Origin of the sequence: Brucella pecoris (genome assembly GCF_006376675.1) — a bacterium.
GTDB lineage: Bacteria > Pseudomonadota > Alphaproteobacteria > Rhizobiales > Rhizobiaceae > Brucella > Brucella pecoris.
Genome location: NZ_VEWK01000010.1, coordinates 160,338 through 186,957, shown reverse-complemented (window position 1 = coordinate 186,957; position 26,620 = coordinate 160,338). Strand labels below are relative to the sequence as shown.

The window sequence follows — 26,620 nt, the reverse complement described above, 5'->3', positions numbered from 1 at the left end:
AGTTTTCGAAGTTTTGTTCCAAATTAAATGGATTAAATGCTGTCTTTCTGACTTTCCGGGAAAATTTTCGTTATTTTCAACGAATTGCCATCGAAACCGATGCCTGATCTGCTAGTTTGGCGCGCATTGCCATCATGACAGGAGTATCCGACGTGACTGCAAAGCAGGATCGGTCGAGCAAGATTAAGGGTTCCAAGGCAAGCAAGGAGGAAAAGAAGGGAGGAAAGTCGAAGGCGCTTACAGCCTTTTCGCAGCTTCTCTTCGAATGGGCGCCGCCGGAAGATCTGGCCGCTTACGATGCTGCCGCTCTCGACAGTTCAGCCCGTCACGGCTATGCCGCCCTCGAATCCTGGCGCAAGGGCAAGAGCATCATCAGCGTCGATAACGGTATCGAACGCCATGGCAAGCCCCATAGTCGGCCAGTGAGCGTCATCACCATCGTCAACGACAATATGCCGTTCCTGCTCGACTCGATCATGGGTGAGCTGAACGATCATGTCAGCCAGATTTTCATGGTCGTGCATCCGGTTCTGGATATTGCGCATGAAAAGGACGAACTGGTCATTCTGGGTGAAGCATCGCAGCTCGCGCCTGCCAAGGGCGTTGAGCGCGTCAGCCTGGTACAGATTCATCTTCCAGCCCTCGACAAGCAGGCCAAAGCCGATCTGACTGCCGCCATCAAGCGTGTGCTTGGACAGGTTCGCTCCGCTGTCAGCGACTGGAAGCCGATGCTCAAGCGCCTCGACGGCGCAATTGCCGATTATAAGCGCGTTTCTGAAATGACGAGCGATCCGGCCATGCCGGAAGCCATCGCGTTTCTTGAATGGCTGCGCGACGACCGTTTCATCTTCCTCGGGCTTCGCGAGCTGACCTTCAAGGGCAAGGGCGACAAGCGCGAATTGGTTCCGGTCAAGGAAACGCTCGGTATCCTCAATGACAATGAAGTCCGCGTTCTGCGCAAGGATGACGACGACACGGTGACGCCGCGTGAGGTGACCGAATTCCTCGACAGCAGCGAGCCGCTGATCGTGACCAAGGCGAATTCGCTGTCGCTGGTGCATCGCCGCTCCTATCTCGATTATGTCGGCGTGAAGATTTTTGGCGAGAAGGGCGAAGCCATCGGCGAACTGCGCCTGGTCGGTCTCTTCACCTCGGTCGCCTATACGAGTTCGGTCGCAGGCATTCCGTTCATCCGCTCCAAGGCCGATGCGGTTATCAAGCATCTCGGTTTCAACCGCGAAGATCATTCGGGCAAGGCGCTCATCAACGTGCTGGAAGAATATCCGCGCGACGAGCTTTTCCAGATTGATGCGGAAAGCCTGACGGCCAATGCCGAACTGATCCTGGCGCTCGGGGAACGTCCGCGTGTGCGTGCTGTTCCGCGTCTCGACCGTTTCGGTCGTTTTGCCACCGTGCTGGTCTATATCCCGCGTGACCGTTACGACTCGGTCGTGCGCGAGAAGATCGGGCATTATCTGGTCGACGTCTATGGCGGCGACAGTTTCGAATTCCACCCGGTCTTCCTGCAGAATGGCCTGACGCGTGTCCAGTTCGTGATCCGCCGTCACGAGCGCTCCACGCCGCATGTGGATCGCGAAGCGCTGGAAGCGGAAGTGCGCGCTATTGTTCGCACATGGGATGATGCCGTGCGTGAAAGCTCCGACAGCGCGGACGCGAAGACCGTCGCACTTGCTGCAAGCTTCCCGCCGTCCTACCGCGAAATCTTCACCGCACCCGAAGCGCTGGTCGATGCAGAGCGTATCGCTGGCCTGAGCGCAGAGGCTCCGCTTTTCGTGGATTTCTATCGTTATCGCACTGATGGTCCTGATGCGGTTTCGCTGAAGCTTTATCATCACGGTGCGCCGGTTGTGCTGTCGCAGCGTGTGCCGCTGCTGGAAAACATGGGCTTCCGCGTCGTCAGCGAGCAGACCATCGACCTGCCGCATGCTGGCAAGGACGGCGCTGCCGTTTACGTACACGACATGCAGCTCGTGAATGCCTATGGCGCACCGGTCGATCTTTCCGACGATGGCGAGATGCTGGAAGATGTGTTCCGCAATGTCTGGGACGGTCTGGCTGACAATGACGGCTATAACGCATTGGTGCAGACTGCACGCCTGACGGCACGCCAGATCATGATCCTGCGTTCCTATGGCCGTTATCTGCAACAGGCAGGCATTGCCTATTCGCAAGGTTTCATCGCGGCAGCGCTAAACCGTTACCCGGAAATCGCGAGCGATCTCTATTCGCTGTTCGACCTGCGCTTCAACCCATCGACCAAGCGCCGCGATGCGGCTGAAAAGAAGCTGGTCGATGCCATCGAGACCGCATTGCTTGGTGTGCCGAGCATTGATGACGACCAGATTCTGCGCCGTTTCCGCAATCTGATCGAAGCGACGCTGCGCACCAATGCGTACCAGCCGGATGCCGACGGCAAGCCGCGTGTCACCTTTGCCTTCAAGCTCAATCCGCGTCTGGTCGAGGGCCTGCCCAACCCGCGCCCCTATCGCGAAATCTTCGTCTATGGGCCGGAAGTGGAGGGCGTGCACTTACGCTTCGGCGCCGTCGCCCGTGGTGGTCTGCGCTGGTCGGACCGTGCGCAGGATTATCGCACCGAAGTGCTGGGCCTCGTGAAGGCACAGCAGGTCAAGAACGCGGTGATCGTGCCGGTTGGCGCCAAGGGCGGCTTCTATCCGAAGCGTCTGCCGGTTGGCGGTGATCGCAATGCGGTGTTCGAAGCCGGTCGCGATGCCTACAAGGTATTCATCTCGACGCTTCTGTCCGTCACCGACAATATCGAGGACAGTCATGTCGTGCCGCCGGCGGAAGTCGTGCGTCATGACAATGACGACCCTTACTTCGTCGTTGCCGCCGACAAGGGCACGGCCACTTTCTCCGATACGGCCAATGCCATCAGCCAGGCGCATGATTTCTGGCTGGACGATGCCTTCGCCTCGGGCGGTTCCGCCGGTTACGACCACAAGGGCATGGGCATCACCGCGCGCGGCGCGTGGGAAGCCGTGAAGCGGCATTTCCGTGAATTCGACATGGATATCCAGACCGAGCCTTTCACGGTTGTCGGTGTGGGCGACATGTCGGGCGACGTGTTCGGCAACGGCATGCTGCTTTCCGAACAGATCAAGCTCGTTGCCGCGTTCGACCATCGCGATATCTTCATCGATCCGAACCCGGTTCCGGCCGACGGCTTTGCAGAGCGCAAGCGCCTGTTCGAACTGCCGCGTTCGAGCTGGCAGGACTATGACCGCTCCAAGCTTTCGGCTGGCGGCGGCATCTATAGCCGCAGCCAGAAGACGATCACGCTCTCGCCGGAAGCTGCCGCAGCGATCGGCCTTGGAAAGACCTCCGGCACGCCGCAGGAAATCATGACCGCGATCCTGAAATCGAAGGTCGATCTCCTCTGGTTTGGCGGTATCGGCACCTATATCCGCTCGTCCGCTGAAACGGATGCGCAGGTTGGCGATCGCGCCAATGATGCCATCCGCATCACCGGCTCCGAAGTGGGTGCGCGGGTGATCGGTGAAGGCGCCAATCTCGGCGTGACCCAGCGCGGGCGCATCGAATATGCGCTGGCAGGCGGTCGGGGTAATACAGATGCCATCGACAATTCGGCGGGCGTCAACTGCTCGGACGTCGAGGTCAACATCAAGATCGCGCTGGCCGCTGCCATGCGTTCGGGCAATCTCAAGCGCCCGGCACGCAACAAGCTTCTGGTCAGCATGACCGACGATGTGTCGGAACTGGTTCTGCGCAACAACTATCTGCAGCCGCTGGCACTTTCGCTCAGCGAAAGGCAGGGACTGACAGAGCTGCCCTATCAGGCGCGGTTCATGGCTGAGCTTGAAAACCGCAAGCTTCTCGACCGCAAGGTCGAGTATCTGCCGTCCGATGCGCTTCTGGCCGAACGCCAGAAGGCAGGCCAGCCGCTGACACGCCCGGAACTGGCGGTTCTGCTCGCTTATGCCAAGCTGTCGCTATCGGATGATCTGGTGGCAAGCCAGCTTCCGGACGAGCCTTACTTCCAGTCGCTGCTGTTCGGCTATTTCCCGAAGCGCATGACCAGGACTTATGCCGAGGAAATCTCCGGCCATCGTCTGCGCCGTGAAATCGTCGCTACTTTGCTGGCAAACGATGTCATCAATCGTGGCGGTATCACTTTCATCAGCCGTCTGGCCGATACGACCGGAAAGTCGCCTGCCGATATCGTCCGCGCCTATGTGGCGGTGCGTGACGGTTTCGATATCGACACGATCTACGATGCCATCGATGCGCTCGACAGCAAGGTGCCGGGCGATGTGCAGAACCAGTTCTACCATCTCGTCGGCGAAATGCTGCAGGCGACGACGGCCTGGGTGCTGCGCAACGACACGACACGCGCCAACCTGACGGAACTGGTGGATACGATCACCAGGGCACGTGCCGAACTGGAACCGCGTTTCGATGGTCTGATGCCGGAATATCTCAAGAGCGCGCTTCAGGCCGACAAGGCCGCTTTCGTGGAAAAGGGCGCACCGGAAAAGCTGGCGCAGCGTCTTGCCAATCTGCAGCTTGCAGGCATCATGCCGGACATTGCGCTGATCGCGCATCTGGCTGGTGCCGATCTGGTGGCGACCGCCAAGACCTATTTCGGTGTTTCGGAAGCTTTCCGCATCGGCCGTATCGAGGAAGCCGCGCGCTCCATCCCCGTCACGGATTATTATGACGGACTGGCGCTGTCACGTGCGAGCGACACGATCACGCAGGCCGCACGCGGTATCACCATTACGGCGCTCAAGCGTTTTGCCAAGGACAAGGACCCGGCTGCAGCCTGGTTTGCAGCCGATGGCGCGCGTATCGAGCAGGTGAAGAGCCGTATGGTGGCGCTGACGGAAGGTGGTGATCTGACAGTATCGCGACTGGCGGTTGCAGCGGGCCTGATGTCGGATCTCGCAAAGTAAAGAGCCACGATATGATTTTTGCAGACGGGCGGCTTTGGCCGCCCTTTTCATTTCTTTTGCAGTTGCATTTCGGGTTATATGGTCCGCTGCAAGAGAAGCATCCGACTGACTGGCCGGTCTCTCGAGCGCCGTGCGTCCATTTGGACGCACAAAGGTCGCTCTAGGATATTGAATCTATGCATCGTGCTTTCCAAAAATCGATGCCGATTTTTGGGCCGATGCTGTAGTCGGAAATAGCTTTCGGTTTCGGGGGAAGGAAAGAGCAATTGAGCGATCAGGTTGCGACTGCCCGCAGCCATGCCTCGCGGCGTGGCATCTGGGGCTGGATATTCTTTGACTGGGCAGCGCAGCCCTTTTTTTCGGTCGTCGTCACGTTCATCTTCGGTCCTTACTTCATATCCCGCATGGCTGCGACGCCGCAGGCTGGCCAGATCGCGTGGGGATATGGCTTTGCCGCCGCCAGCTTCGTTATTGCCATCCTCTCTCCGGTTCTCGGCTCGATTGCCGATCAGACGGGCGCGCGCAAACCGTGGATAGGTTTCTTTGCCGTTCTGAAGATCGTGAGCCTCATGACACTGTGGCTGGCCGTGCCGGGTGCAAGCCTCTTTTGGGTGCTTTTTGCCTTCAGTATCGCAATGATCTCGGCAGAGTTTTCCATCGTCTTCAACGATTCCATGATGCCGCGCCTGATTCCGCACGAAGATATCGGAAAGGTCTCGAACCTGGCCTGGGGGCTTGGTTATCTGGGCGGCATGATCGTTCTTTTCTTTGTCGTTCTGTGCCTTTCGGCTTCACCTGAAACCGGCAGGACGATCATCGGCATGAAGCCCTTGTTCGGGCTCGATCCGGCCCAGGGGGAGGATGCCCGTATTACGGGGCCAATTTCCGCCATCTGGTATCTGGTTTTCATCCTGCCGATGTTCCTGTTCACGCCCGATCAGGCACGTGGAAAACCCTTGCGGCAGGCTGTCGGCAAAGGCCTGTCGGAATTGAAGGCCACACTTGGCGAAGTGCGCAGGCGTTCCGGGATCAGGCGGTTTCTGGTTGCCCGGATGATCTACCAGGACGGTGTCAATTCCATCACGGCTCTGGGGGCAGGCTATGCGGCTTCTTTATTTCACTGGTCCATTACCGAAATCGGGCTCTACGGCATGTTCACGATCATCATCGCGACCTTCAGTTGCCTGATAGCCAGCCGCATGGATACGCGCTTCGGCTCCAAGGCGATCGTTATGATTGCGGTGGTGCTGTTGCTTCTTGCCACAATCGGAATGGTGTCGACGGGGCGGGACTATCTGCTGTTTGGTCTGGTGACGCTCGATTATTCGGCGACGCACGGCTTGTTCACGACGTCTGCCGAACATGCTTACCTGTTTTACGGCATTCTGCTTGGTACAGCGTTCGGTCCGGTACAGGCTTCGTCCCGGTCATGGTTTGCCCGCAGCGTCAAGCCGGAGGAATCGGGCCGTTATTTCGGTATCTACGCGCTTTCCGGACGCGCGACCAGCTTCCTCGGCCCTTTTCTGGTTGCAACCGTTACTGCAATCACGCAGTCGGCAGCGATGGGAATGTCGGTCCTGGTGCTGTTCTTCGCTGTCGGGCTCTATCTGGCGGCCATCACGCCATATCCCGCCAACAAGCCGGTTACAGCCGGCCCGCTGTAACGGGCCGGAACCTCGATATTCAGCCGGCTTATTCGATCCAACCGAGCGAACGCTGCACGGCCTTTTCCCAGGAGCAGAACAGCCGCGTCCTCTCTTCCACCGGCATTCGCGGATGCCAGCGATGGCCCACCTGCCAGTTTTCGATGATGTCCTGCGTGGATTTCCAGTAGCCGACGGCAAGCCCCGCCGCATAGGCAGCGCCCAGCGCCGTCGTCTCGATGATTTTCGGGCGTACGACCGGCACATCCAGAATGTCGGACTGGAACTGCATGAGAAGGTCGTTGATAGTCATCCCGCCATCGGCGCGCAGTTCGGTGATTTCGACGCCGGAATCCTTGACCATCGCCTCAAGCACTTCACGCACCTGGTAGGCGCTCGCTTCAAGTGCTGCGCGCGCAATGTGTCCCTTGTTGGCGAAGCGGGTCAGCCCGGCGATGATACCGCGCGCGGAATCCTGCCAGTGCGGCGCAAAAAGGCCGGAAAAGGCGGGAACGAAATAGACGTCGCCATTATCTTCGACGGTGCGCGCCAGCGTTTCGATATCGCTGCTGTTCCTGATGATACCGAGATTGTCGCGAAGCCATTGCACCAGCGCGCCGGTGATGGCGATGGATCCTTCCAGAGCATAGACCGGCTTGGCACCATCGAGCTTGTAGGCGACGGTCGTTAGCAGCCCGTAATTGGAGGGCACCAGTTTTTCGCCGGTGTTCATCAGCATGAAGCAGCCGGTGCCGTAGGTGTTCTTGGCTTCACCCGGTTCCAGACAGGCTTGACCGAAGAGTGCGGCCTGCTGGTCACCCAGAATGCCCGCAAGTTTGACGCCGGAAAGCGAGGGCAGGGTTATCTCGCCATAAACCTCGCTTGAAGAGCGGATTTCCGGCAGGCAGGCCGCCGGAATATCGAACAGACGGAGGATGTCCTCATCCCATTTCAACGTCGCCAGATCCATAAGCTGGGTACGGGACGCATTGGTCACATCGGTGATGTGAATGCCGCCATCGACGCCGCCGGTCAGGTTCCAGACCAGCCATGTGTCGATGGTGCCGAAAAGCGCGTCTCCGGCTTTGGCCTTTTCGCGCGCACCGGGAACATTGTCGAGAATCCAGCGCAGCTTGAGGCCGGAGAAATAGGTGGAGATCGGCAGACCCGTCCTGGCGCGCAAGCGATCCGCGCCGCCCTCCTTCGTGTAGCGGGCAACGAGTTCGTCGGTACGCGTATCCATCCAGACGACGGCGTTATAAAGCGGGGCACCGGTAGTCCTGTCCCAGAGTAGCGTGGTCTCGCGCTGGTTGGTGATGCCAACGGAAGCAATATCGCCTGCCTTCAGTTTTGCTTGTCTGAGCGTTTCGGCAATGACGTGCTGCGTATTGCGCCAGATTTCGATGGGGTTATGTTCGACCCAGCCCGCTTTCGGATAAATCTGCTCGTGTTCGCGCTGGTCGCTCGCGACGATATCGCCCTGCCTGTCGAAAATGATGAAACGCGAACTCGTGGTTCCCTGGTCGATGGAACCGATAAACTGCGTCATGGGCGAACTCCTCCCGTTTATTCAATGCTGAAACGAATTTAAACGAAACTTATTGAAAACGAAAAGCCCCGGAATGATTGATTCCGGGGCTTCGATAAATGCATATTCTATGCGGTTTTAGAGCATTTCCAGCAAAAGCGCGAAGCGGTTTTGCGCAGGATAATGCGTAAAAGCTCTAATGGCGGAAATGGCGCATACCCGTCATGACCATGGCGATGCCATGTTCGTCGGCAGCGGCGATCACGTCGTCGTCACGCATTGAGCCGCCCGGCTGGATGACGGCTGTCGCACCAGCCTGAACGGCGGATAGCAGACCGTCGGCAAACGGGAAGAACGCGTCGGACGCGACCACGCAACCCTTGGTGAGCGGCTCTGCAAGACCTGCGGCTTCCGCTGCATCTTCTGCCTTGCGGGCTGCGATGCGGGCCGAATCCACGCGGCTCATCTGGCCTGCGCCGATACCGACCGTTGCGCCGTCCTTCACATAGACAATGGCGTTCGACTTCACATGCTTGCCGACGCGAAAGGCGAATTTCAGATCGTTGAGCTCGGCATCGGTCGGGGCACGCTTGGTGACGACCTTGAGATCGAGATCATCGACCACGCCGTTGTCGCGCGACTGAACCAGCAGGCCACCGGCAACGGTCTTGGCGGCAATGCCCTTGGCGCGTGGGTCTGGCAGGCCGCCGGTCACGAGCAGGCGCAGGTTCTTCTTGGCAGCGACGATGGCCTGTGCGCCCTCGGTGGCATCCGGTGCGATAATGACTTCGGTGAAGATCTTGACGATCTCTTCAGCGGCTTCCTCATCGAGCGTCTTGTTGAGCGCAACAATACCACCGAAAGCCGAAACCGGATCGCAGGCAAGCGCCTTGAGATAGGCTTCGGTGATCGTCGCCGCTTCCGCCACGCCGCACGGATTGGCGTGCTTGATGATGGCGACGGCTGCGGTACGGGCCGGATCGAATTCGGCGACGAACTCGAAAGCCGCATCGGTGTCGTTGATGTTGTTGTAGGAAAGCTGCTTGCCCTGAAGCTGGGTCGCGGTGGCGACGCCGGGGCGCTTTTCTCCGGTGAGATAAAAACCAGCCGTCTGGTGCGGGTTTTCACCATAGCGCATGACGGAATGCAGCTTGCCAGCGACCGAGCGATAGACCGGGGTTTCTTCGTCGATTGCTTCGGCAAACCAGTTGGAGATGGCTGCATCATAGGCCGCAGTGCGCGAAAATGCCTTGGCGGCGAGCTTTTTGCGGAAGGCGAGCGGCAGGGAGCCTGCATGCTTTTCCAGTTCAGCGACGACGTCGGCATAGTCGGCAGGATCGACGACCGTTGCGACATAGGCATGGTTCTTGGCCGAAGCGCGGATCATCGCCGGGCCGCCAATGTCGATGTTCTCGACAGTGGTGTCGTAGTCGCCGCCCTTGAAGCGGACTTCTTCGAACGGATAGAGATTGATGACGGCGAGATCGATGCCGCCAATGCCGTGTTCTTCCATGGCGGCAACGTGTTCGGGGTCATTGCGCACGGCGAGCAGGCCGCCATGAACTGCCGGATGCAGCGTCTTGACGCGCCCGTCCATGATTTCCGGAAAGCCGGTGACTTCGGATACATCCTTCACCGGAATGCCTTCGGCAGCAATCGACTTGGCGGTACCGCCGGTCGAAAGGATTTCGACGCCCTGCGCGTGCAGCGCTTTTGCGAAATCGATCAGGCCGGTTTTGTCGGAAACAGAAAGGAGGGCGCGGCGCACCCGATGAAGATCGGGAGCGGGAATATGCTTGGAGCTGACAGCCATAGGGAGTTGGTCTCTTCGTTGCTGAAACGGATGCGTTCAGGAAAGTGGACGGCTCGCCCTAACACAGACGCGCCGAGAATCCTACCGCAAAAGGCCGGAAAAGAACGGTGAAGAGGTATTTCTTGCCCCGCATTCGATCCCATTGACCCTCGACCCTTCGAGACGGCGTTGCCGCGCCTCCTCAGGGTGAGGGCGTTGGTGCTTGAAGAGTATTTCAGAATAGATCTGTCGCTGTCGACCCGCAAACGCGCGTGTCGTTCGTCGAGGCTCATTGATTGCACTCCACCCTCATCCTGAGGAGGCGCGGCAGCGCCGTCTCGAAGGGGGAGCAGCGGGAGGCAGATTATACGTAACTGCCAAGGGCAACGCGGCTGAACTGCCAGTTCACTTCCGGCAATTCGGAAGCCGGGAAGGAGAGCACGATCTGCTTCGACGTCACGGGGCCGCGGAAACCCGCAAAGAAGATCGAATCCTCCAGTTGCGGCGCAACTTCAAAGCAGGAGAAGACCCAGGTGTCGTCGCGATCCGCAGACAGAACGATCAACCCGTTCTCATCAAAGGAAATGTCGACTGACGGATGCAGATGGAAACGAACCGCGATATTGTCGCGTCCATTGGCTTTCAGCGGACGGCCGTCGCCGCGATAGAAACGGTCCGAGCCCTGAATGACGCTGCCATTGTGGGAAAGCACGAGGCGGCGTTCGTGATAGATGCCGAACAGACGTGCATAGCCGTCATGGCTGGCAACAAAACCCTGCCGTCCCATTTCTTCGATCCGGTCGCGTTGCACGCGGGCCGGGCCTGCAATGATCGGCGTGCCGATCATGTTGGAAAGGCCAGCATTGAGGCTGAAGCGGCACGAGGAGGTGTCGTTGATGGTGACGGTGGAGTGCGCAGCCGTCGAGCGGCCCAATGGGCGAAATTCCGGCGGACCGAAACGGTCGATGCCGGAATTGACGATATAGCGCTGGCGCCCCGAGGACATTTCGAAGGCAAGGCAACCGGCATGGGCATCCCGCGAAGCGGTGACCGGAGGCGGCAATCCTGTATCGGCGATGACGGTGGTTGAGCCCATCGACAGCCGTTCATAGCCGGAATAGGGGGCATGGGTCAGCGGCGATCCAGCCGTTTCGTCGTGCCGGAGAACCGAGATGATGCGTTCCGGCATGGTTGGGCCGACGCCGTTGAAAAGCGCAAGGCTGCCATCCTGATGGCGGAAGAAACGCAGTGCTGGCAACATGCGTTCGACAGCTTCAATCAGCGCCTTGGGCGGGGATTCCGTGCCATTGGCATAGGTCTGGCGGAGCGGCAGAAGATCGGCCAAAAGTTCCAGAACACTGACCGGATTACGTGATATATGCCCGCCATCCGGCAGGATCTGACGCTTCAGCTCATATTCCAGATTGCGCCGCGCGGCGCGTGCCGTCGGCGGCGAAACAGGCAGTGCCAGAGCGGCGAATGCCAGCGCGATGCGGGCGCGCAAGCGTTCCTCGCCATCATCCATGGCGGCAGCGACCGTGCGCAGGTAACGCACCTGCATGGCCAGCGAGCGCATGAAGCGACGATAGGCGGGGAGTTCGGCACCCGACAGGATGAGATTCGAATGTTGAAGCCAGGCGATGATGCGCTGGGCGGTCACTTCCGGCGACCAGGCAAGGCCGCCGATGCGCTTGCCGAACATGCGCATCCAGTCATCGACAAGCGCGCGCGCATTGGCGGTTGCCAGTTCGCTATTGGCGCTTTTCAGATGACGCAGCCAGCCGAAACTATGAAGTGCTGCTTCCCATTCGGGCGTCGGCGGCTCGACGGCGAAAGGCGACAGTCCACCGGTTTCGACCAGACGACCAGCCAGTGCAAAACGACCGTGGTAGAACTCCTGCGCAAGCTGCGGGTCTGCGACGCGCAGATCTGGCGGGGCGATCAGGATACGATCCGGGGTGAAGCCGGTGAAGCGCCAGCGATAGAGCGGCCCCATGCGCAGACGGCGGCTGAACTTGCGCCACGCCTGTGCAACGGCCAGTCCCCAAAGATGTGGGGTTTCGCTAAGAGCGACTGCCACCCGGTCTTTCTCCGTATCGTTTGTCATTATCCTGCGGCCAATGTTCGGCCTGATCCCTTGCAGGGCACGTTTCTCGGATTCGTGCCGTTATAGAATTCTATAGAATGGTGAATCGAGTGTTAACCATACCGGGCGGAAATGCGCCCGATATGTCAAAACACTTATTTAGCGGTTTTATACGCGCTTGAAGCGGGCCGCGAAGAAACCGTCCATGCCAGCCATATGCGGATTGCCATCGAATTTGTCGGCAGGCAGATCGGCAGGCGTGGATCGCAGAAAACCTTCCGCTGTCACCAGCCCGTCCAGAAGCCCGTTCAGGCCGGGGCAATCCTGCTCCGTGATCGGGTAGGGCTCAAGCAGCGGATTTTCTGCCGCCTTGCGCGCCATTTCCTCACCTTCGAGCGGATGCAGGGAACAATTGGAAAAGACGATTACGCCGCCGGGTTTGACCAGAGTGGCTGCATGCGCCAAAAGCTTGCCCTGAAGTTCGGCGAGCTTTGTAATGTCCTGCGGCGTCTTGGTCCACGGCACGTCCGGGTGACGGCGCACGGTGCCGGTGGATGAGCAGGGCGCATCCAGAAGGACCGCGTCGAACAGTTCATCCGGTTGGAAATCCATCAGATTGGTTGCGACGGTCTTCGCCTCGAAACCGAGACGTTCCAGATTGCCGCGCAGGCGTTTGAGCCGGTTTTCGGAAAGGTCGAGCGCGGTTACGTCTGCGCCCTGAAGCACAAGCTGCGCCGTCTTGCCGCCGGGAGCCGCACACAGGTCGGCGACCCGTTTGCCTTTGATGTCACCCATCAGGCGCGCAGGCAGGCTTGCCGCCACATCCTGCACCCACCAGTCGCCTTCGGCAAAGCCGGGCAGCTCGGTGAGATTGCCTTCGACGGATGAGAGGCGCACCGAACCGTTGGGCAATGCGACACCGCCGAGCTTTTCGGCCCACTCCTTCGCATCGCCCTTGACCGTGAAATCGATCGACGGCTCATAGGCATGCATGGCGAGAATGGAGGTGGCTTTTTCCACGCCATAGGCGTCGGCGATGCTTTTGGCAAACCACTCCGGCACATTGGTTTCCGGCTGCAATGTGTGGGCGAGTGCGCGTTCCTTGTTGCGCGACAGGCGCCGCAACAGCGCATTGACGAGACCGGCATATTTGCGGTTGCGCGGATCGCTGTTCGCTGCTTCCACAGCCAGATCAACGGCCGAATGATCGGGCAGATTGAGATAGAAAATCTGCGCGATGGCGACATGCAGCAGATGCTTCAGCGCTACCGCATTTTCCGGCAGAGGCCGGTCGAGGCGCTTGTTGATGGCGCGCTCGATGCTGCCGCGATTGCGCAGAGCAGAACCGAGAATGGCGCGAACCAGTGCACGGTCGCGCGGCTCCAGCGCCAGATATTGCGGATGGCCGTGGGTATTGTCGGTCAAACCGTCGAGCGAGGTGTTCTTTTCAATCACCGCGCCAAGCAGTCGCGCCGCAGTCAGGCGCGCGGCCAGACCGGGGCGCAGCTCTGCAGCGCTGTTGTTGGATTGTGGCTTTTTGTTTCCACGCTTCGGCGCGGGCTTTTTATCGTTCACACTGTTCTGCTTTATTTAGGACCACGGCCCCCGATAACCGGAACCGCCATTGCTGTTACCGCCTGCATTACCACTTCTTTGCCCCCAGGGACCACTGTTTTGTGAAGGGGCAGAACTGCGCGGCGTCATTCCAGCCGAGCGGATACCCATCTGGACAGCCATCTGTTCCAGTGCTGCAATACGGTTATCGGTATCCGGGTGGGTCGAGAAAAGATTGTCCGCGCCACGCCCGCTCAAGGGATTGATGATGAACATATGCGCGGTTGCGGGGTTGTGTTCGGCTTCCTCATTCGGGATGGCCTTGGCACCGCGCGCGATCTTGCCCAGCGCCGAGGACAGCCACAGCGGATTGCCGCAGATTTCCGCGCCGCGCTTGTCGGCGGCATATTCGCGGGTGCGGCTGACGGCCATCTGCACGATCATTGCGGCGAAGGGGGCGACGATCATGGCGAGAATGGTGCCGACGACGCCCATGATGCCATTGCCGTTTTCGCGGTTGCCGCCAAGGAAGAAGGCAAAATTGCCGAGCATGGATATGGCACCGGCAAGGGTCGCCACGATGGTCATGGTCAGCGTGTCGCGGTTCTGGACGTGCGCCAGCTCATGCGCCATCACGCCGGCGACTTCTTCCGGCGTCAGGCGGTTGAGGAGGCCGGTCGTGGCCGCGACGGCGGCATTTTCGGGATTGCGACCTGTGGCAAAAGCGTTCGGCTGGTCTTCGTGGATGATATAGACCTTCGGCATGGGCAGGCCTGCATTGGCGGCAAGGCCGCTCACCATGCGGTAATAATCCGGTGCGCTGCGCTCGTCCACTTGCTGTGCATTGTACATGCGCAGCACCATCTTGTCGGAGTTCCAGTAGCCAAACAGATTCATGGCGACAGCGATCACGAGCGCAATCATCATGCCGCCACCGCCGCCCAGCAAATAACCGATGCTCATGAACATGACCGTCATGAGGGCGATCAGCATGGCAGTTTTCGTCATATTCATCGGTGGCGGTCTCCAAATCTTAGGCTGCTTGACCCCGTAGGGGTTTTGCATGGCAAGCCTTTCTGCCTATATGATGGGTATGAAAAGGCTTCGCTTCAATAATGGGAGCTGATGCAGCCAACAGGAATGTGATCGATGAGCGAAAAAACCGAAGCAACCCAAAGCCCGGAAAACGTAGACAAGCGCACGTTCGAAGATCTTCCGCCTGCGGCCCAGCGCGCGCTGAAGGAAGCCGAAGCGCGCCGCGCAGCCGAAAAGGCAAACGCAGCGCCCCGCGAAATCGGCGGTCGTGGGGGCAAGGACCCCGCCCGTTATGGCGACTGGGAGATCAAGGGAAGGTCGATCGATTTTTAAAAGTTTGGGATATTTCCGCTCCTGCGGCCTGCAACGCCCTCATCCTGAGCCGGTGCGCAGCACCGTGTCGAAGGACGATCCTTCGAGACAGCGTCCTTCGGCAAGCTCAGGACGCTTCCTCAGGATGAGGAGGGCGGGGCATCTCCAGAACAGAAAGGCCGGGAAGTTCCCGGCCTTTCTGTTTGTCACTTCTTGTTCTGGCGATTTTCGATCAGGTCGTCCACGACGCCGGGATCGGCCAGCGTCGAGGTGTCGCCCAGTGCGCCGAACTCGTCTTCGGCGATCTTGCGCAGGATGCGGCGCATGATCTTGCCCGAGCGGGTTTTCGGCAGGCCCGGCGAGAACTGGATCTTGTCCGGCGTGGCGATCGGGCCGATCTCCTTGCGCACGTGCTGGGTCAGCTCCTTGCGCAGGGCATCTTCGTCCTGAACTGCTTCACCCGTCATCAGCGTGACATAGCAGTAAATGCCCTGTCCCTTGATCGGATGCGGATAGCCCACGACAGCAGCTTCCGAAACCGAGTGATGCGAGACCAGTGCCGATTCGATTTCCGCCGTGCCGAGACGATGGCCGGAAATATTGAGCACGTCGTCAACGCGACCCGTGATCCAGTAATAGCCGTCTTCGTCGCGACGGCAGCCGTCACCGGTGAAATACTTGCCCTTATAAGTCGAGAAGTAAGCTTCGATGAAGCGACTATGATCGCCGTAAAGCGTGCGCATCTGGCCCGGCCATGAGTCGATGATGCAGAGATTGCCGTCCACGGCACCTTCAACCACGGCACCTTCATTGTCCACCAGTTCCGGCTTGATGCCGAAGAACGGACGCGTTGCCGAACCCGGCTTGAGGTCTGTTGCACCGGGTAGCGGGGTGATGAGAATGCCGCCAGTTTCCGTCTGCCACCACGTATCGACAATCGGCGATCGCTGGTCTCCGACGACGTTGTAATACCATTCCCAGGCTTCCGGATTGATCGGCTCGCCAACCGAACCGAGCAGGCGCAGCGTCGAGCGCGACGAGCGGGTGACGAATTCATCACCTGCACCCATCAGTGCACGGATGGCCGTCGGTGCGGTATAGAAGATATTGACGTGATGCTTGTCGATGACTTCCCAGAAACGTCCCTGATCGGGGAAGTTGGGCACGCCTTCGAACATCAATGTTGTCGCGCCGTTGGCGAGCGGGCCGTAGACGATATAGGAGTGACCCGTCACCCAGCCCACATCCGCCGTGCACCAGTAGATGTCACCGTCATGATAGTCGAAGACATATTGATGCGTCATTGATGCATAGACGAGATAGCCAGCCGTGGTATGCAGAACGCCCTTCGGCTTGCCGGTCGAGCCGGACGTGTAGAGGATGAAGAGCGGATCTTCCGCATTCATCGGTTCCGGATCGCAGGTCGGTTCGACGCTTGCGACTTCCTGATGGTACCAGAGATCGCGGCCCGGTCCCCAGCTCACCTTGCCGCCGGTGCGGCGCACGGTGAGAACCTTGTTGACCATGACATATTGTTTGGCAGCGATGTCGATGGCGGTGTCGGTGTTTTCCTTCAGCGGAACCGGCTTGCCGCCGCGCACGCCTTCATCGGCCGTGATGACGAAAGTGGAGTCGCAATCGACGATACGACCGGCAAGTGCCTCCGGCGAGAAGCCGGCGAAGACGACCGAATGCACAGCGCCGATGCGCGCGCAGGCCAGCATCGCATAGGCCGCTTCTGGGATCATCGGCAGGTAGATCGTGACGCGGTCGCCCTTCTTCACGCCGTGCTTCTTCAGCACATTCGCCAGACGGCAGACGTTTTCGTGCAACTCGCGATAGGTGATCTTCTTGTCGATATAGGGATTGTCGCCTTCCCAGATGATGGCGACCTGATCGCCACGGCTCTTCAGGTGGCGGTCGATGCAGTTATAGGAAATGTTGGTAACGCCGTCCTCATACCACTTGATGGACACGTCGCCGTTGAAATCGGTGTTCTTGACCTTGGTGAAGGGCTTGAACCAGTCGATACGCCGTCCGTGCTTTGCCCAGAAGCCGTCCGGGTCGCTCACGCTCTCCTCATACCAGTCGAGATAGGTTGCGTTGTCGATGAGCGTGTTTCTCTTTGCCTCGGCAAGGACCGGGTAAAGCTTTTCCGACATGATTTCCTCCTTCAGCATTCCGCGAGCCGGACGATATCCCGCTCGTATAAATGCACCCAAAAACTGACCGGCACCTCCCGCCGGATGAGACGGCTTGCCGTGAAAGGCGAGACCATCGGGTGCCTTGTCTACCTTCCATTGCGGGCAAGGTAAATTAGACAATCGGCGCGTCTATGATCCACAATGACGCATCGTCAGAAATGGCAACTGGCAGCACTCGCTGCTGGCTGATGCTAATATATTGTTTTTACAGTTTAAAAACCATTTAGAGTGATTATCTCCTATTCAGGAGCCTGACAATATGGCTCTTCACAAAAAGGGGAAATCGCCATGACGACGTCCGCTTTGAACGCAAAGTCAGCCTTCGAACTCCAACTCGCCGGTTATGGTCTGACGACGGCGAAAGTTTTCTACCACTTGCCCGATCACCCGCATCTGCTGCAGCTTTTCGTCTGGCAGGATTATGATCTGGCGCCCGATTTTCCGGTGCTCAATCACTTTATCGAATTCTGGAATCGGGAGATTGACGGGCCGTTGCATTCGGTCAGCTACACGCATTTCCGGCTGCTTGGCCCCTCGGACTGGAGGAATGTGCAGGGCGAGATCGTCCTGCACTAATATAGCTGCTGGACAACGGAATCAGGCGGGGTTGGTATAGCTCCGCCCGCCGAAGATGGCCGAACCGACACGCACCGATGTCGCGCCGAAGCCGATGGCGGTCTCGTAATCGCCCGACATGCCCATGGAGAGTTTTTCCACGCCAGCTTCACGGGCGAGCTTTTCCAGAAGCGCGAAATGTGGCCCCGGATTTTCAACCGCAGGCGGGATGCACATCAATCCCTCGATGGCGAGGCCATGTTCCTTGCGGCAGCGCTCGACAAAGGCAACCGCCTCCTTCGGCGCAATGCCAGCCTTCTGTTCTTCAAGTCCGGTATTTACCTGCACGTAGAGCTTCGGGGCCTTGTTCTGCTTCCTGATTTCGGCTGCAAGGGCAGCGGCGATCTTTTCGCGGTCGACCGTTTCGATGACATCGAACAGGGCGACGGCATCGGCCGCCTTGTTGGACTGCAGCGGGCCGATCAGATGCAGTTCGATGCCGGAATAATCCTCGCGCAGTCCTGGCCATTTGGCTTGTGCTTCCTGCACGCGGTTCTCGCCGAAGACCCGCTGGCCCGCATCAAGCGCTGGGCGGATTTCTTCTGCGTCGAAGGTTTTCGATACGGCGACAAGCGTAACGGAGCTTTTGTCGCGCTGTGCTTCCTTTTCGGCTTTGGCTATTGCGGCCTTGACCGTGTTCAGCTTCGCTACGATATCTGACATGAAACACTCGCTTTCAGGCTTTTCATCCGCAAAAGGTTGACGCTTTCGCCAATACGTGGTGAAGGTCGCCATTAAATATCGACTCTCCTTATTGCATCACCTTCGTACGAGTAAATACGGTCATGGCAGCCGAACGTTATAATCCGCGCGTGGCGGAAGCTCATTGGCAGAAAGTCTGGGAAGAAGACCGGACCTTCGAAACCGACAATAGCGACAGCCGCGAGAAATATTATGTGCTCGAGATGTTCCCCTATCCATCGGGGCGCATCCATATGGGCCATGTGCGCAACTATGCGATGGGTGACGTTGTCGCCCGTTACAAGCGCGCCAAGGGTTTCAACGTGCTTCACCCGATGGGTTGGGACGCGTTCGGCATGCCTGCTGAAAATGCGGCGATGCAGAACAAGGTTCATCCGAAGGAATGGACCTACCAGAACATCGCCACGATGCGCAGCCAGCTCAAATCGATGGGGCTTTCGCTCGACTGGGCGCGTGAATTCGCGACCTGCGACGTGGAATATTATCATCGCCAGCAGATGTTGTTCATCGATCTTTTCGAAAAGGGTCTGGTGACGCGCAAGACCTCCAAGGTCAACTGGGATCCGGTCGACAACACCGTGCTTGCCAATGAGCAGGTGGTGGATGGTCGCGGCTGGCGTTCGGGCGCTCTGGTCGAACAGCGCGAACTGACGCAATGGTTCTTCAAGATCACCGATTTCAGCGAGGAATTGCTGGCCGGTCTCGATACGCTCGACCAGTGGCCGGAAAAGGTTCGTTTGATGCAGCGCAACTGGATCGGCAAGTCGGAAGGCTTGCAGGTCCGCTTCGCGCTGGACGGCAAGACCGCGCCTGCCGGTTTCTCGGAAATCGAAGTTTATACGACCCGCCCCGACACGCTGTTCGGCGCGGCTTTCGTGGCGATCTCCGCCGATCATCCGCTGGCGAAGAAGCTGGCTGAAGACAATGCTTCGCTTTCCGGCTTCATCGAGGAATGCCATCAACACGGCACGTCGCTGGCGGCGCTCGAAACGGCTGAAAAGAAGGGCTTCGAAACGGGTGTCAAGGTCAAGCATCCGTTCGACGAGAGCTGGGAACTGCCGGTCTATGTCGCCAATTTCGTCCTGATGGAATATGGCACCGGTGCGGTGTTCGGCTGCCCGGCGCATGATCAGCGCGACCTGGACTTCGCCAACAAGTACAAATTGAAGGTTACGCCTGTCGTTCTGCCGAAGGGTGAGGACGCGGCAAGCTTCAGCATCGGCGAAACGGCTTATACTGACGATGGCCTGATGATCAATTCGCGCTTCCTCGACGGTATGACGCCGGAAGCAGCCTTCAACGAAGTGGCAAACCGTCTGGAACAGACCAGCCTCGGCAACAGCCCACAGGCAAGCCGCAAGGTGCAGTTCCGTCTACGCGACTGGGGCATTTCGCGCCAGCGCTATTGGGGTTGCCCGATCCCGATGATCCATTGCGAAAGCTGTGGCGTCAATCCGGTGCCGCGCGCCGATCTGCCGGTCAAGCTGCCGGATGATGTCGAGTTCGACCGTCCGGGCAATCCGCTCGACCGTCACGCGACCTGGCGTCACGTGAAGTGCCCGAAATGCGGTGGCGATGCCCGTCGTGAAACCGACACGATGGACACGTTCGTCGATTCGTCCTGGTACTATGCCCGCTTTACGGCACCGTGGGAAAACGAGCCGACTGATCGCAAGGTTGCCGATCACTGGCTGCCGGTCGATCAGTATATCGGTGGTATTGAACACGCGATTTTGCATCTGCTCTATTCGCGCTTCTTCACCCGCGCAATGAAGGTCGCCGGTCACGTCGGCATCGACGAGCCATTCAAGGGCCTGTTTACACAGGGCATGGTTGTGCACGAGACCTACAAAGCCAATGGCCAGTGGGTAGCGCCTGCCGACATTCGCATCGAGGAGACCGATGGCAAGCGCAGCGCGACGCTGCTCTCGACGGGCGAGCCGGTGGAAATCGGTTCCATCGAGAAGATGTCGAAGTCGAAGAAGAACGTTGTCGATCCGGACGATATCATCGCTTCCTACGGGGCCGATACGGCGCGCTGGTTCATGCTGTCTGATTCGCCGCCCGAGCGTGACGTGATCTGGACGGAAGCCGGTGCCGAAGGTGCCCATCGTTTTGTGCAGCGCGTCTGGCGTCTGGTGGCGGAAGCCGCCGAACAGTTGAAGGACGTTGCGCCGAAGACCGGGACGCAGGGCGAAGCCCTTGTCGTTTCCAAGGCTGCGCACAAGGCGGTCAAGGCTGTCGGCGACGATATCGAGAAGCTGGCCTTCAACCGTGGCGTCGCCCGTCTTTACGAGCTGGTCAACACGGCTGCTGCTTCCCTGCAGCAGGTGGCTTCGGGCAATGCGGATGACGAGTTGAAGAGTGCCGTCCGTGACGTCACCGAAAAGCTCATAGCGATGCTGGCACCGATGATGCCACATCTGGCCGAACAGTGCCTGGCGGCGCTTGGCGGCAAGATTGCCGGTCGCCAAACGCTGGTTGCCCGTACTGCCTGGCCGGAATTCGATCCGGCATTGGTGGTGGAAAACGAGATCGTTATGCCGGTGCAGATCAACGGCAAGAAGCGTGGGGATTTGACAATCGCCCGCGACGCTGATCAAGCTAGCATCCAGCAGGCGGTGCTCGAACTTGACTTCGTCAAGGCTGCGCTCAACGGGGGCTCGCCGAAGAAGGTTATTGTGGTGCCGCAAAGGATCGTCAATGTCGTTGCCTGACCGCTTTTTCTCCGCAATCAAAGCCTTCCGCGTTGCGTTTTTCGCACTTGGGGCTACGGTTCTGATGGCTGGATGCACCGTGCAGCCGCTTTACTCCTCCGGCGCTGGCGCCGGCGGAACCATCGGCGGCAGCGTGACGCCGGACATGCGCACCAAGCTTGCTTCAGTGGCGATTGATCCGACTGGCGATGTCTTCGGTCAGCAGGTTCGCAATCGCCTGATCTTCCTGCTTGGTGGTGGTGCCGGTGAACCGGCCAATCCGACCTATCGCCTCGGTCTCGGTCTGAGCAACTACACCCTCGCGGCGGTGAGCGTGGATATCGGTGACCAGACTGATCGTACGGGGCGTCCATCGTCCGGTATTGTCAAGGCAACGTCGAATTTTGTGCTGCGCGACAAGGACGGCAAGCCGCTTGCAGTGGGCACTCGTACGGTCGGCGCATCCTTCGACCGCCCGCGTCAGGAATTCGCAAACCTGCGTGCCGAACGCGATGCACGCAAGCGTGCGGCGGAAGAACTGGCCGAACAGATATTCCTCGCTCTGGCGATGAAAATGTCGAAGCTCTGATTTTGGCCTGATGCCAATCACTCTAAAAGGCGGTGCGGGTTCGTGCCGCCTTTTGCTTTTCTACCAGAGGGATCATGCGTCTCGTTTCGTTTACCGCCAAAGGCTATCGCTCGCTGCGCTCTGTTCGTTTCGATCTCGGACAGGTGACAGTTTTTGTCGGCGAGAATGGTGCTGGAAAATCCAATCTCTATCGGGCGCTGCAACTGGTAAAGGCGGCGGCAGAGGGTAATCTCTCTACCGAAATCGTACGGGAAGGAGGGATGCAATCGGCCATGTGGAGCGGCAATCGCCGCAAGCACGAATCGGCACGCATCATTCTGGAAGCGGATTTTGAAGACGAGCGACTGGCCTCGCGTCTTTCCTATCGTGTCGAAGCAGGTCTGCCGCCACCGGTCTCCGGCGCCTTTCCCTTCGAGCCGCAGATCAAGGAAGAGCAGCTCAATCTCGATACGGGGCGGCGTCCTGTCGATCTGATGGAGCGGCGTGGGCCTGCGGTCTTCGCGCGGGACGGGGAGGGTCGGCGCATGGAGCATCCGGCACGGCTTCTGACATCGGAAAGCGGGCTGGCGGTGCTGGGGCAATCCGGCCATTATCCGGAGATCGGTGACTTGTCCGCGCAATTGCGCGGCTGGCGCTTTTATCACGGCTTTCGAAGCGATCGGGATGCGCCCGTGCGCCAGCCGTCCATTGCCGCAACCGCTGCCATGCTGGACGAGGATGGCAGCAATCTTGCTTCAGTCTTTGCCACGCTTGCCCATATCCGGCAGGATACTGTCGATCTGGATCGTCTGGTTGCCGATGCGCTGGATGGTGCGAAGCTGGTCATTCCCTATCCGGACGAAACGGCAACCTTCGGTTTGAATTTCCCGGCTTTTCCGTCGCGAATATTCCGTCCGGGAGAATTGTCCGACGGGCAAATTCGCCTGCTGGCGCTGGCAGTCGCGCTTCTGTCCTATCGCCTGCCGCCGCTGATCGCGCTGAACGAACCCGAAGCAAGTTTGCATCCTGATATGATCCCGTCACTTGCCCGTATGATCACACAGGCATCCGAACGCAGCCAGATATGCGTGGTGACCCATTCTGCCGCTCTTGCCAACGCGATTGCCGAGCAATGCGGCGCAAGGCCGATCCGTGTGAGTAAGCAGGGCGGGGAAAGCGTACTGCAATAAAAAAGCGGGCCTGAGCCCGCTTTTTTCATCTGTCTGGCAAGGTCGCTGATCAGGCGATCTTCTGGCCGGTCTTGGCCCAATCGGCGAGGAAGGTTTCGAGGCCCTTGTCGGTCAGCGGATGCTTGACAAGCGCCTTCAGCGTTGCCGGAGGCGCGGTCACGACATCAGCGCCGATCAGGGCAGCTTCCTTGACGTGATTGACGGTGCGAACCGAAGCGGCCAGAATTTCCGTGCGGTAGTCGTAATTGTCGTAAATCGTACGGATCTCGGCAATCAGTTCCATGCCGTTGATGCCGGTATCGTCGAGACGGCCAATGAACGGTGAAATGAAGGTCGCGCCAGCCTTGGCTGCGAGAAGCGCCTGATTGGCCGAAAAGCAGAGCGTCATGTTGACCTTGTGACCTTCGGAGGACAGAGCCTTACAGGCTTTAAGTCCGTCAAGGGTGACAGGCAGCTTGATGCAGATATTGTCAGCGATCTTGGAGATGACGGCTGCTTCCTTCATCATCTGCTCATATTCAGTGGCAGCCACTTCAGCAGAAACCGGGCCCTTGACGATGTTGCAGATTTCTTTGGTGACTTCGATAATGTCACGACCCGACTTCAGGATGAGGGACGGGTTGGTGGTCACGCCATCGACCAGTCCGAGGTCGTTGAGCTCACGGATTTCCTTGACGTCCGCAGTGTCCACGAAAAATTTCATAACAGCGTTCCTCCATAATGAGCGCGGGTGGTTTTTGGGAGCTAAATCCATTTAAGTCCCGGAAGGTGGCTTTTCTTTAGCGCAAAGCCGCGCCAAGGTCACGCAATCATGTCGAAAGATTCGCACGATATTGCAAACGCCATTTCTGGTCTGTTTCCGGAGCTCGCACCACGGGTCGTTCCCGTGCTCGTGCCCATGCCCGCGGAGCGGCCTTATTCTTATATGGTTCCGGAAGGGATGAACGTCCAGCCCGGATCGATCGTGCGCGTGCCGCTTGGACCGCGGGAAGTGGCGGGGATCGTCTGCGAGGGTGAAACCGATGCCGTCGATGCCAGAAAATTGCGCGAGATTTCGGAGGTTTTCGACTGCCCGCCGGTGGGTGGCGACATGCTGCGCTTCATGCGCTGGGCAGCCGACTACACACTCTCTCCGCCCGGTATGGTGGCGCGCATGGTTTTGCGCGCGCCGGCCGCATTCGATCCCGAACCGGCGGTGCCGGGACTTCGCTATTCCGGCGGCGAACCGGAGCGCATGACTGAAGCGCGTGCGCGCGTGATGGAGCTTGCCCGCGACGGGCTTTCATGGACGCGGTCCGGCCTGGCCCATGCGGCTGGCGTCTCGATGACGGTTGTGGACGGGCTGAAGATGCAAGGCATTTTCGAAGAAGTCATGCTGCCGCCGCCAGCCGTGGTGGCAAAGCCCGATATCGACTATGCGCGGGCCACGCTTTCGGAAGATCAGCAGGCGGCAGCGGAAATGCTCTCTGATTCTGTCGAGGCTGGCTGTTTTTCGGTTTCGCTGCTCGATGGTGTGACGGGATCGGGCAAGACCGAGGTTTATTTCGAAGCGGTTGCCAAGGCGATAGAGCAAGGCAAGCAGGTGCTGATTCTCCTGCCGGAAATTGCCTTGACGCAGCAGTTTCTCGACAGGTTCCATGACCGGTTCGGCGCAAAGCCCGCCGAGTGGCATTCCGACCTTGCCCCCCGCACCCGTGAACGCGTCTGGCGACAGATTGCGGAAGGCACGGTGCGAGTCGTAGCGGGCGCGCGGTCGGCTCTCTTTCTGCCCTTCAAGGAACTGGGGCTGATCGTCGTCGATGAAGAACATGATCCGGCTTACAAACAGGAAGATCGGGTTTTTTACAATGCCCGCGACATGGCCGTGGTGCGTGGTCATATCAGCGGTTTTCCGGTGGTGCTGGCATCAGCCACCCCCTCCATCGAAAGCCAGGTCAATGCGGAGCAGGGACGCTACAAGCGAATCAAGCTCTATGGTCGCTATGCGGAAGCGGCACTTCCCGATCTGAAGACCATCGACATGCGGCGGTCACCGCCGCCGCCGGGCCGGTTTTTGTCACCTGCCCTGACCGAGGCCGTCGGCAAGACTGTCGGACGTGGCGAACAGGCGCTGCTGTTTCTCAACCGTCGCGGTTATGCGCCGCTGACATTGTGCCGGGTCTGCGGCCATCGCTTCCAGTGTCCGCAATGTTCGAGCTGGCTGGTCGAGCATCGTTTTCGCGGGCAGCTCATGTGTCACCAGTGTGGCTATCACGAGCCGACGCCGGAAGCCTGCCCCGAATGCGGCACGCTGGATCATCTGGTTGCCTGCGGTCCCGGTGTCGAGCGCATCGCGGAAGAAGTGGCGGCAACTTTCAGCGAAGCCCGAATCATAGTGCTTTCGTCTGATATGGCGGGGGGCGTGAAGCGGTTGCGACTGGAACTCGACGCTATCGCAAAAGGCGAGGCGGATATCGTTATCGGCACACAGCTCGTCGCCAAGGGGCACAACTTTCCCAACATGACGCTGGTGGGCGTGGTGGATGCCGATCTGGGCCTTGCCAATGGCGACCCGCGCGCGGCTGAGCGCACGTTCCAGCTACTCAATCAGGTGACGGGGCGCGCCGGTCGAACAGGGCGCAAGAGCCTCGGCCTCATCCAGACCTATCAGCCGGATCACCCGGTCATGCGCGCCATCGTCAGTGGTGATACCGAAGCATTCTATGCTCGCGAAATCGAGGAGCGCGAGCGCAGCGTACTGCCGCCATTCGGTCGACTTGCGGCATTAATTATCTCCGCTGATAACCGGCCCGATGCTGAAAATCATGCGCGTGCGTTGCGCCGGGCAGCACCTTCGTCGTCCGAGATTTCCGTGCTCGGCCCTGCCGAGGCCCCCCTGGCGCTCGTGCGGGGGAGGCATCGTTTCCGCATTCTGGTGCATGGAACCAAACGCGCCGATATTCAAGGATTTATCCGCGCCTTGCTTGCTGGTGGCCCGAAGGAACGTGGATCGATCCGCGTTCAGGTGGATATCGATCCGCAAAGTTTCCTCTGACATGCAAAGGCGTGGAAGATCGACGGAAATTCCGCTACAGAATTCCAGTTCAGTTCGATCGCGGGGAGCGTTCTGTCTGATTAGCTCTCCGCCTGACGATCTCTCTGCATGTCTCCCAAACCGGGTTCCACTGTTGGGGGGAATGCTTATACGACAAGAAACGATGAGGGTGCCGAAAGGGTAATTGCGATGGAATTCTATCTTCCTGCCACGACCGGAGAATGGCTTGCCTGGGGCTCTGCCGCCATAACGGCGCTTGCCGGTCTTGTCATGCTTTTTGCGCCCGGCATAACGATGAAGCTGCTGCGGCTCCAGCCGATCAACGGCCGTCCCGAAGGTTACGGTTCCATCCGCGCGACGCTGGCCGGACCTTATCTCGGTGTGGGACTTGGGTGCCTCGTTTTCGCTCAGCCCTTTCTCTGGGTCGTGCTGGGCTCCGTATGGGGATTTGCACTGTTCGGACGCTTCATTTCGATGATGTCAGACGCCGGCGGGCGCAAGGGCGGACCGGCCGGCGGACGCTTCTATGGCAGTCTCGCCGCACTGGTTGAATTCGTGCTGGCAGCAGGTCCGCTGCTCTATGCTTTCGGCTTCATTTCCTGACCGGAACGAGTGCCCTTTTGCACGTCAGGCGTGCAGGTTGTGTAACAGCAGGTCGCCTCGCCGGGGCAGATGCGACTTTTTTGACTGCGAAAGGCGGCAAATC

17 protein-coding genes are annotated in these 26,620 nt (G+C 59.1%); 9 read left to right on the top strand and 8 right to left on the bottom strand.

From position 1 onward, the window contains the following. Window positions 1–152 precede the first annotated feature (152 nt). Both FIB18_RS18095 and FIB18_RS18090 read left to right on the top strand, forming a co-directional pair. Window positions 153–4,955, top strand: coding sequence for an NAD-glutamate dehydrogenase (locus FIB18_RS18095; RefSeq protein ID WP_140022069.1), 4,803 nt, complete (start codon window positions 153–155; stop codon window positions 4,953–4,955). Window positions 4,956–5,221: 266 nt separating this feature from the next. Further along, window positions 5,222–6,619, top strand: coding sequence for an MFS transporter (locus FIB18_RS18090; protein WP_140022021.1), 1,398 nt, complete (start codon window positions 5,222–5,224; stop codon window positions 6,617–6,619). Window positions 6,620–6,647: 28 nt separating this feature from the next. On the opposite strand, the gene glpK is transcribed toward FIB18_RS18090, so the two are convergent. From glpK to htpX, 5 genes are all read right to left on the bottom strand, one after another. Continuing rightward, window positions 6,648–8,147 (bottom strand): glycerol kinase GlpK, encoded by a 1,500-nt coding sequence (gene glpK / locus FIB18_RS18085; RefSeq protein WP_140022020.1) that lies wholly within the window; start codon window positions 8,145–8,147, stop codon window positions 6,648–6,650. Between the two features lie 175 nt (window positions 8,148–8,322). Further along, window positions 8,323–9,939, bottom strand: a complete 1,617-nt coding sequence (gene purH / locus FIB18_RS18080) for a bifunctional phosphoribosylaminoimidazolecarboxamide formyltransferase/IMP cyclohydrolase (RefSeq protein WP_140022019.1) — start codon at window positions 9,937–9,939, stop codon at window positions 8,323–8,325. Between the two features lie 343 nt (window positions 9,940–10,282). Further along, the gene (locus tag FIB18_RS18075; protein WP_140022018.1) at window positions 10,283–12,025 is read right to left on the bottom strand and encodes a heparinase II/III family protein; all 1,743 of its coding nucleotides are present in this window, start codon (window positions 12,023–12,025) and stop codon (window positions 10,283–10,285) included. A gap of 147 nt (window positions 12,026–12,172) precedes the next feature. Beyond that, the gene (locus tag FIB18_RS18070; protein WP_140022017.1) at window positions 12,173–13,579 is read right to left on the bottom strand and encodes an RsmB/NOP family class I SAM-dependent RNA methyltransferase; all 1,407 of its coding nucleotides are present in this window, start codon (window positions 13,577–13,579) and stop codon (window positions 12,173–12,175) included. Between the two features lie 15 nt (window positions 13,580–13,594). Next, a complete protein-coding gene (htpX, locus tag FIB18_RS18065; RefSeq protein ID WP_140022016.1) occupies window positions 13,595–14,572 on the bottom strand; it encodes a zinc metalloprotease HtpX in 978 nt (325 codons plus the stop codon). Window positions 14,573–14,707: 135 nt separating this feature from the next. On the opposite strand from htpX, the gene FIB18_RS18060 reads away from it, so the two are divergent. Further along, window positions 14,708–14,926, top strand: a complete 219-nt coding sequence (locus FIB18_RS18060) for a DUF1674 domain-containing protein (protein WP_140022015.1) — start codon at window positions 14,708–14,710, stop codon at window positions 14,924–14,926. Between the two features lie 185 nt (window positions 14,927–15,111). Here FIB18_RS18060 and acs read toward each other — a convergent pair whose 3' ends face one another. Continuing rightward, window positions 15,112–17,067 carry an acetate--CoA ligase gene (gene acs, locus FIB18_RS18055; protein WP_140022068.1) on the bottom strand — a complete coding sequence of 652 codons (1,956 nt, stop codon included), beginning with the start codon at window positions 17,065–17,067 and terminating at the stop codon, window positions 15,112–15,114. A gap of 330 nt (window positions 17,068–17,397) precedes the next feature. On the opposite strand from acs, the gene FIB18_RS18050 reads away from it, so the two are divergent. Next, window positions 17,398–17,685: an usg protein gene (locus FIB18_RS18050; RefSeq protein ID WP_006471250.1), complete on the top strand. Its 288-nt coding sequence runs from the start codon at window positions 17,398–17,400 to the stop codon at window positions 17,683–17,685. 21 nt (window positions 17,686–17,706) lie between these two features. Here the strand turns inward: FIB18_RS18050 and FIB18_RS18045 are convergent, their stop codons facing one another. Continuing rightward, window positions 17,707–18,387: a YggS family pyridoxal phosphate-dependent enzyme gene (locus tag FIB18_RS18045; RefSeq protein ID WP_140022014.1), complete on the bottom strand. Its 681-nt coding sequence runs from the start codon at window positions 18,385–18,387 to the stop codon at window positions 17,707–17,709. Between the two features lie 122 nt (window positions 18,388–18,509). On the opposite strand from FIB18_RS18045, the gene leuS reads away from it, so the two are divergent. The 3 genes from leuS (at window position 18,510) to FIB18_RS18030 (ending at window position 22,880) form a co-directional block, all read left to right on the top strand. Then, a complete protein-coding gene (gene leuS / locus FIB18_RS18040) occupies window positions 18,510–21,143 on the top strand; it encodes a leucine--tRNA ligase (protein ID WP_140022013.1) in 2,634 nt (877 codons plus the stop codon). After that, window positions 21,130–21,711 (top strand): LPS assembly lipoprotein LptE, encoded by a 582-nt coding sequence (gene lptE, locus FIB18_RS18035; protein WP_140022012.1) that lies wholly within the window; start codon window positions 21,130–21,132, stop codon window positions 21,709–21,711. The genes leuS and lptE overlap by 14 nt, the downstream gene beginning before the upstream one ends. A gap of 74 nt (window positions 21,712–21,785) precedes the next feature. Further along, a complete protein-coding gene (locus FIB18_RS18030; RefSeq protein WP_140022011.1) occupies window positions 21,786–22,880 on the top strand; it encodes an AAA family ATPase in 1,095 nt (364 codons plus the stop codon). Window positions 22,881–22,929: 49 nt separating this feature from the next. Here FIB18_RS18030 and fsa read toward each other — a convergent pair whose 3' ends face one another. After that, window positions 22,930–23,583 carry a fructose-6-phosphate aldolase gene (gene fsa / locus FIB18_RS18025; RefSeq protein ID WP_140022010.1) on the bottom strand — a complete coding sequence of 218 codons (654 nt, stop codon included), beginning with the start codon at window positions 23,581–23,583 and terminating at the stop codon, window positions 22,930–22,932. A gap of 108 nt (window positions 23,584–23,691) precedes the next feature. Between fsa and FIB18_RS18020 the strand changes: the two genes are divergently transcribed. Then, a complete protein-coding gene (locus FIB18_RS18020) occupies window positions 23,692–25,914 on the top strand; it encodes a primosomal protein N' (protein WP_140022009.1) in 2,223 nt (740 codons plus the stop codon). A gap of 189 nt (window positions 25,915–26,103) precedes the next feature. Continuing rightward, complete coding sequence (locus tag FIB18_RS18015; RefSeq protein WP_140022008.1) at window positions 26,104–26,517, top strand: AGROH133_08824 family phage infection protein; 414 nt, start codon at window positions 26,104–26,106, stop codon at window positions 26,515–26,517. The last annotated feature ends 103 nt before the right edge of the window (window positions 26,518–26,620 follow it).

Coding starts and splice junctions, on each gene's coding strand:
- glpK (WP_140022020.1), bottom strand. CDS start 8,147: ATGACGCAGTTTATCGGTTCCATCGACCAGGGAACCACGAGTTCGCGT.
- purH (WP_140022019.1), bottom strand. CDS start 9,939: ATGGCTGTCAGCTCCAAGCATATTCCCGCTCCCGATCTTCATCGGGTG.
- FIB18_RS18075 (WP_140022018.1), bottom strand. CDS start 12,025: ATGACAAACGATACGGAGAAAGACCGGGTGGCAGTCGCTCTTAGCGAA.
- htpX (WP_140022016.1), bottom strand. CDS start 14,572: ATGAATATGACGAAAACTGCCATGCTGATCGCCCTCATGACGGTCATG.
- FIB18_RS18060 (WP_140022015.1), top strand. CDS start 14,708: ATGAGCGAAAAAACCGAAGCAACCCAAAGCCCGGAAAACGTAGACAAG.
- acs (WP_140022068.1), bottom strand. CDS start 17,067: ATGTCGGAAAAGCTTTACCCGGTCCTTGCCGAGGCAAAGAGAAACACG.
- FIB18_RS18050 (WP_006471250.1), top strand. CDS start 17,398: ATGACGACGTCCGCTTTGAACGCAAAGTCAGCCTTCGAACTCCAACTC.
- FIB18_RS18045 (WP_140022014.1), bottom strand. CDS start 18,387: ATGTCAGATATCGTAGCGAAGCTGAACACGGTCAAGGCCGCAATAGCC.
- leuS (WP_140022013.1), top strand. CDS start 18,510: ATGGCAGCCGAACGTTATAATCCGCGCGTGGCGGAAGCTCATTGGCAG.
- lptE (WP_140022012.1), top strand. CDS start 21,130: ATGTCGTTGCCTGACCGCTTTTTCTCCGCAATCAAAGCCTTCCGCGTT.
- FIB18_RS18030 (WP_140022011.1), top strand. CDS start 21,786: ATGCGTCTCGTTTCGTTTACCGCCAAAGGCTATCGCTCGCTGCGCTCT.
- fsa (WP_140022010.1), bottom strand. CDS start 23,583: ATGAAATTTTTCGTGGACACTGCGGACGTCAAGGAAATCCGTGAGCTC.
- FIB18_RS18020 (WP_140022009.1), top strand. CDS start 23,692: ATGTCGAAAGATTCGCACGATATTGCAAACGCCATTTCTGGTCTGTTT.
- FIB18_RS18015 (WP_140022008.1), top strand. CDS start 26,104: ATGGAATTCTATCTTCCTGCCACGACCGGAGAATGGCTTGCCTGGGGC.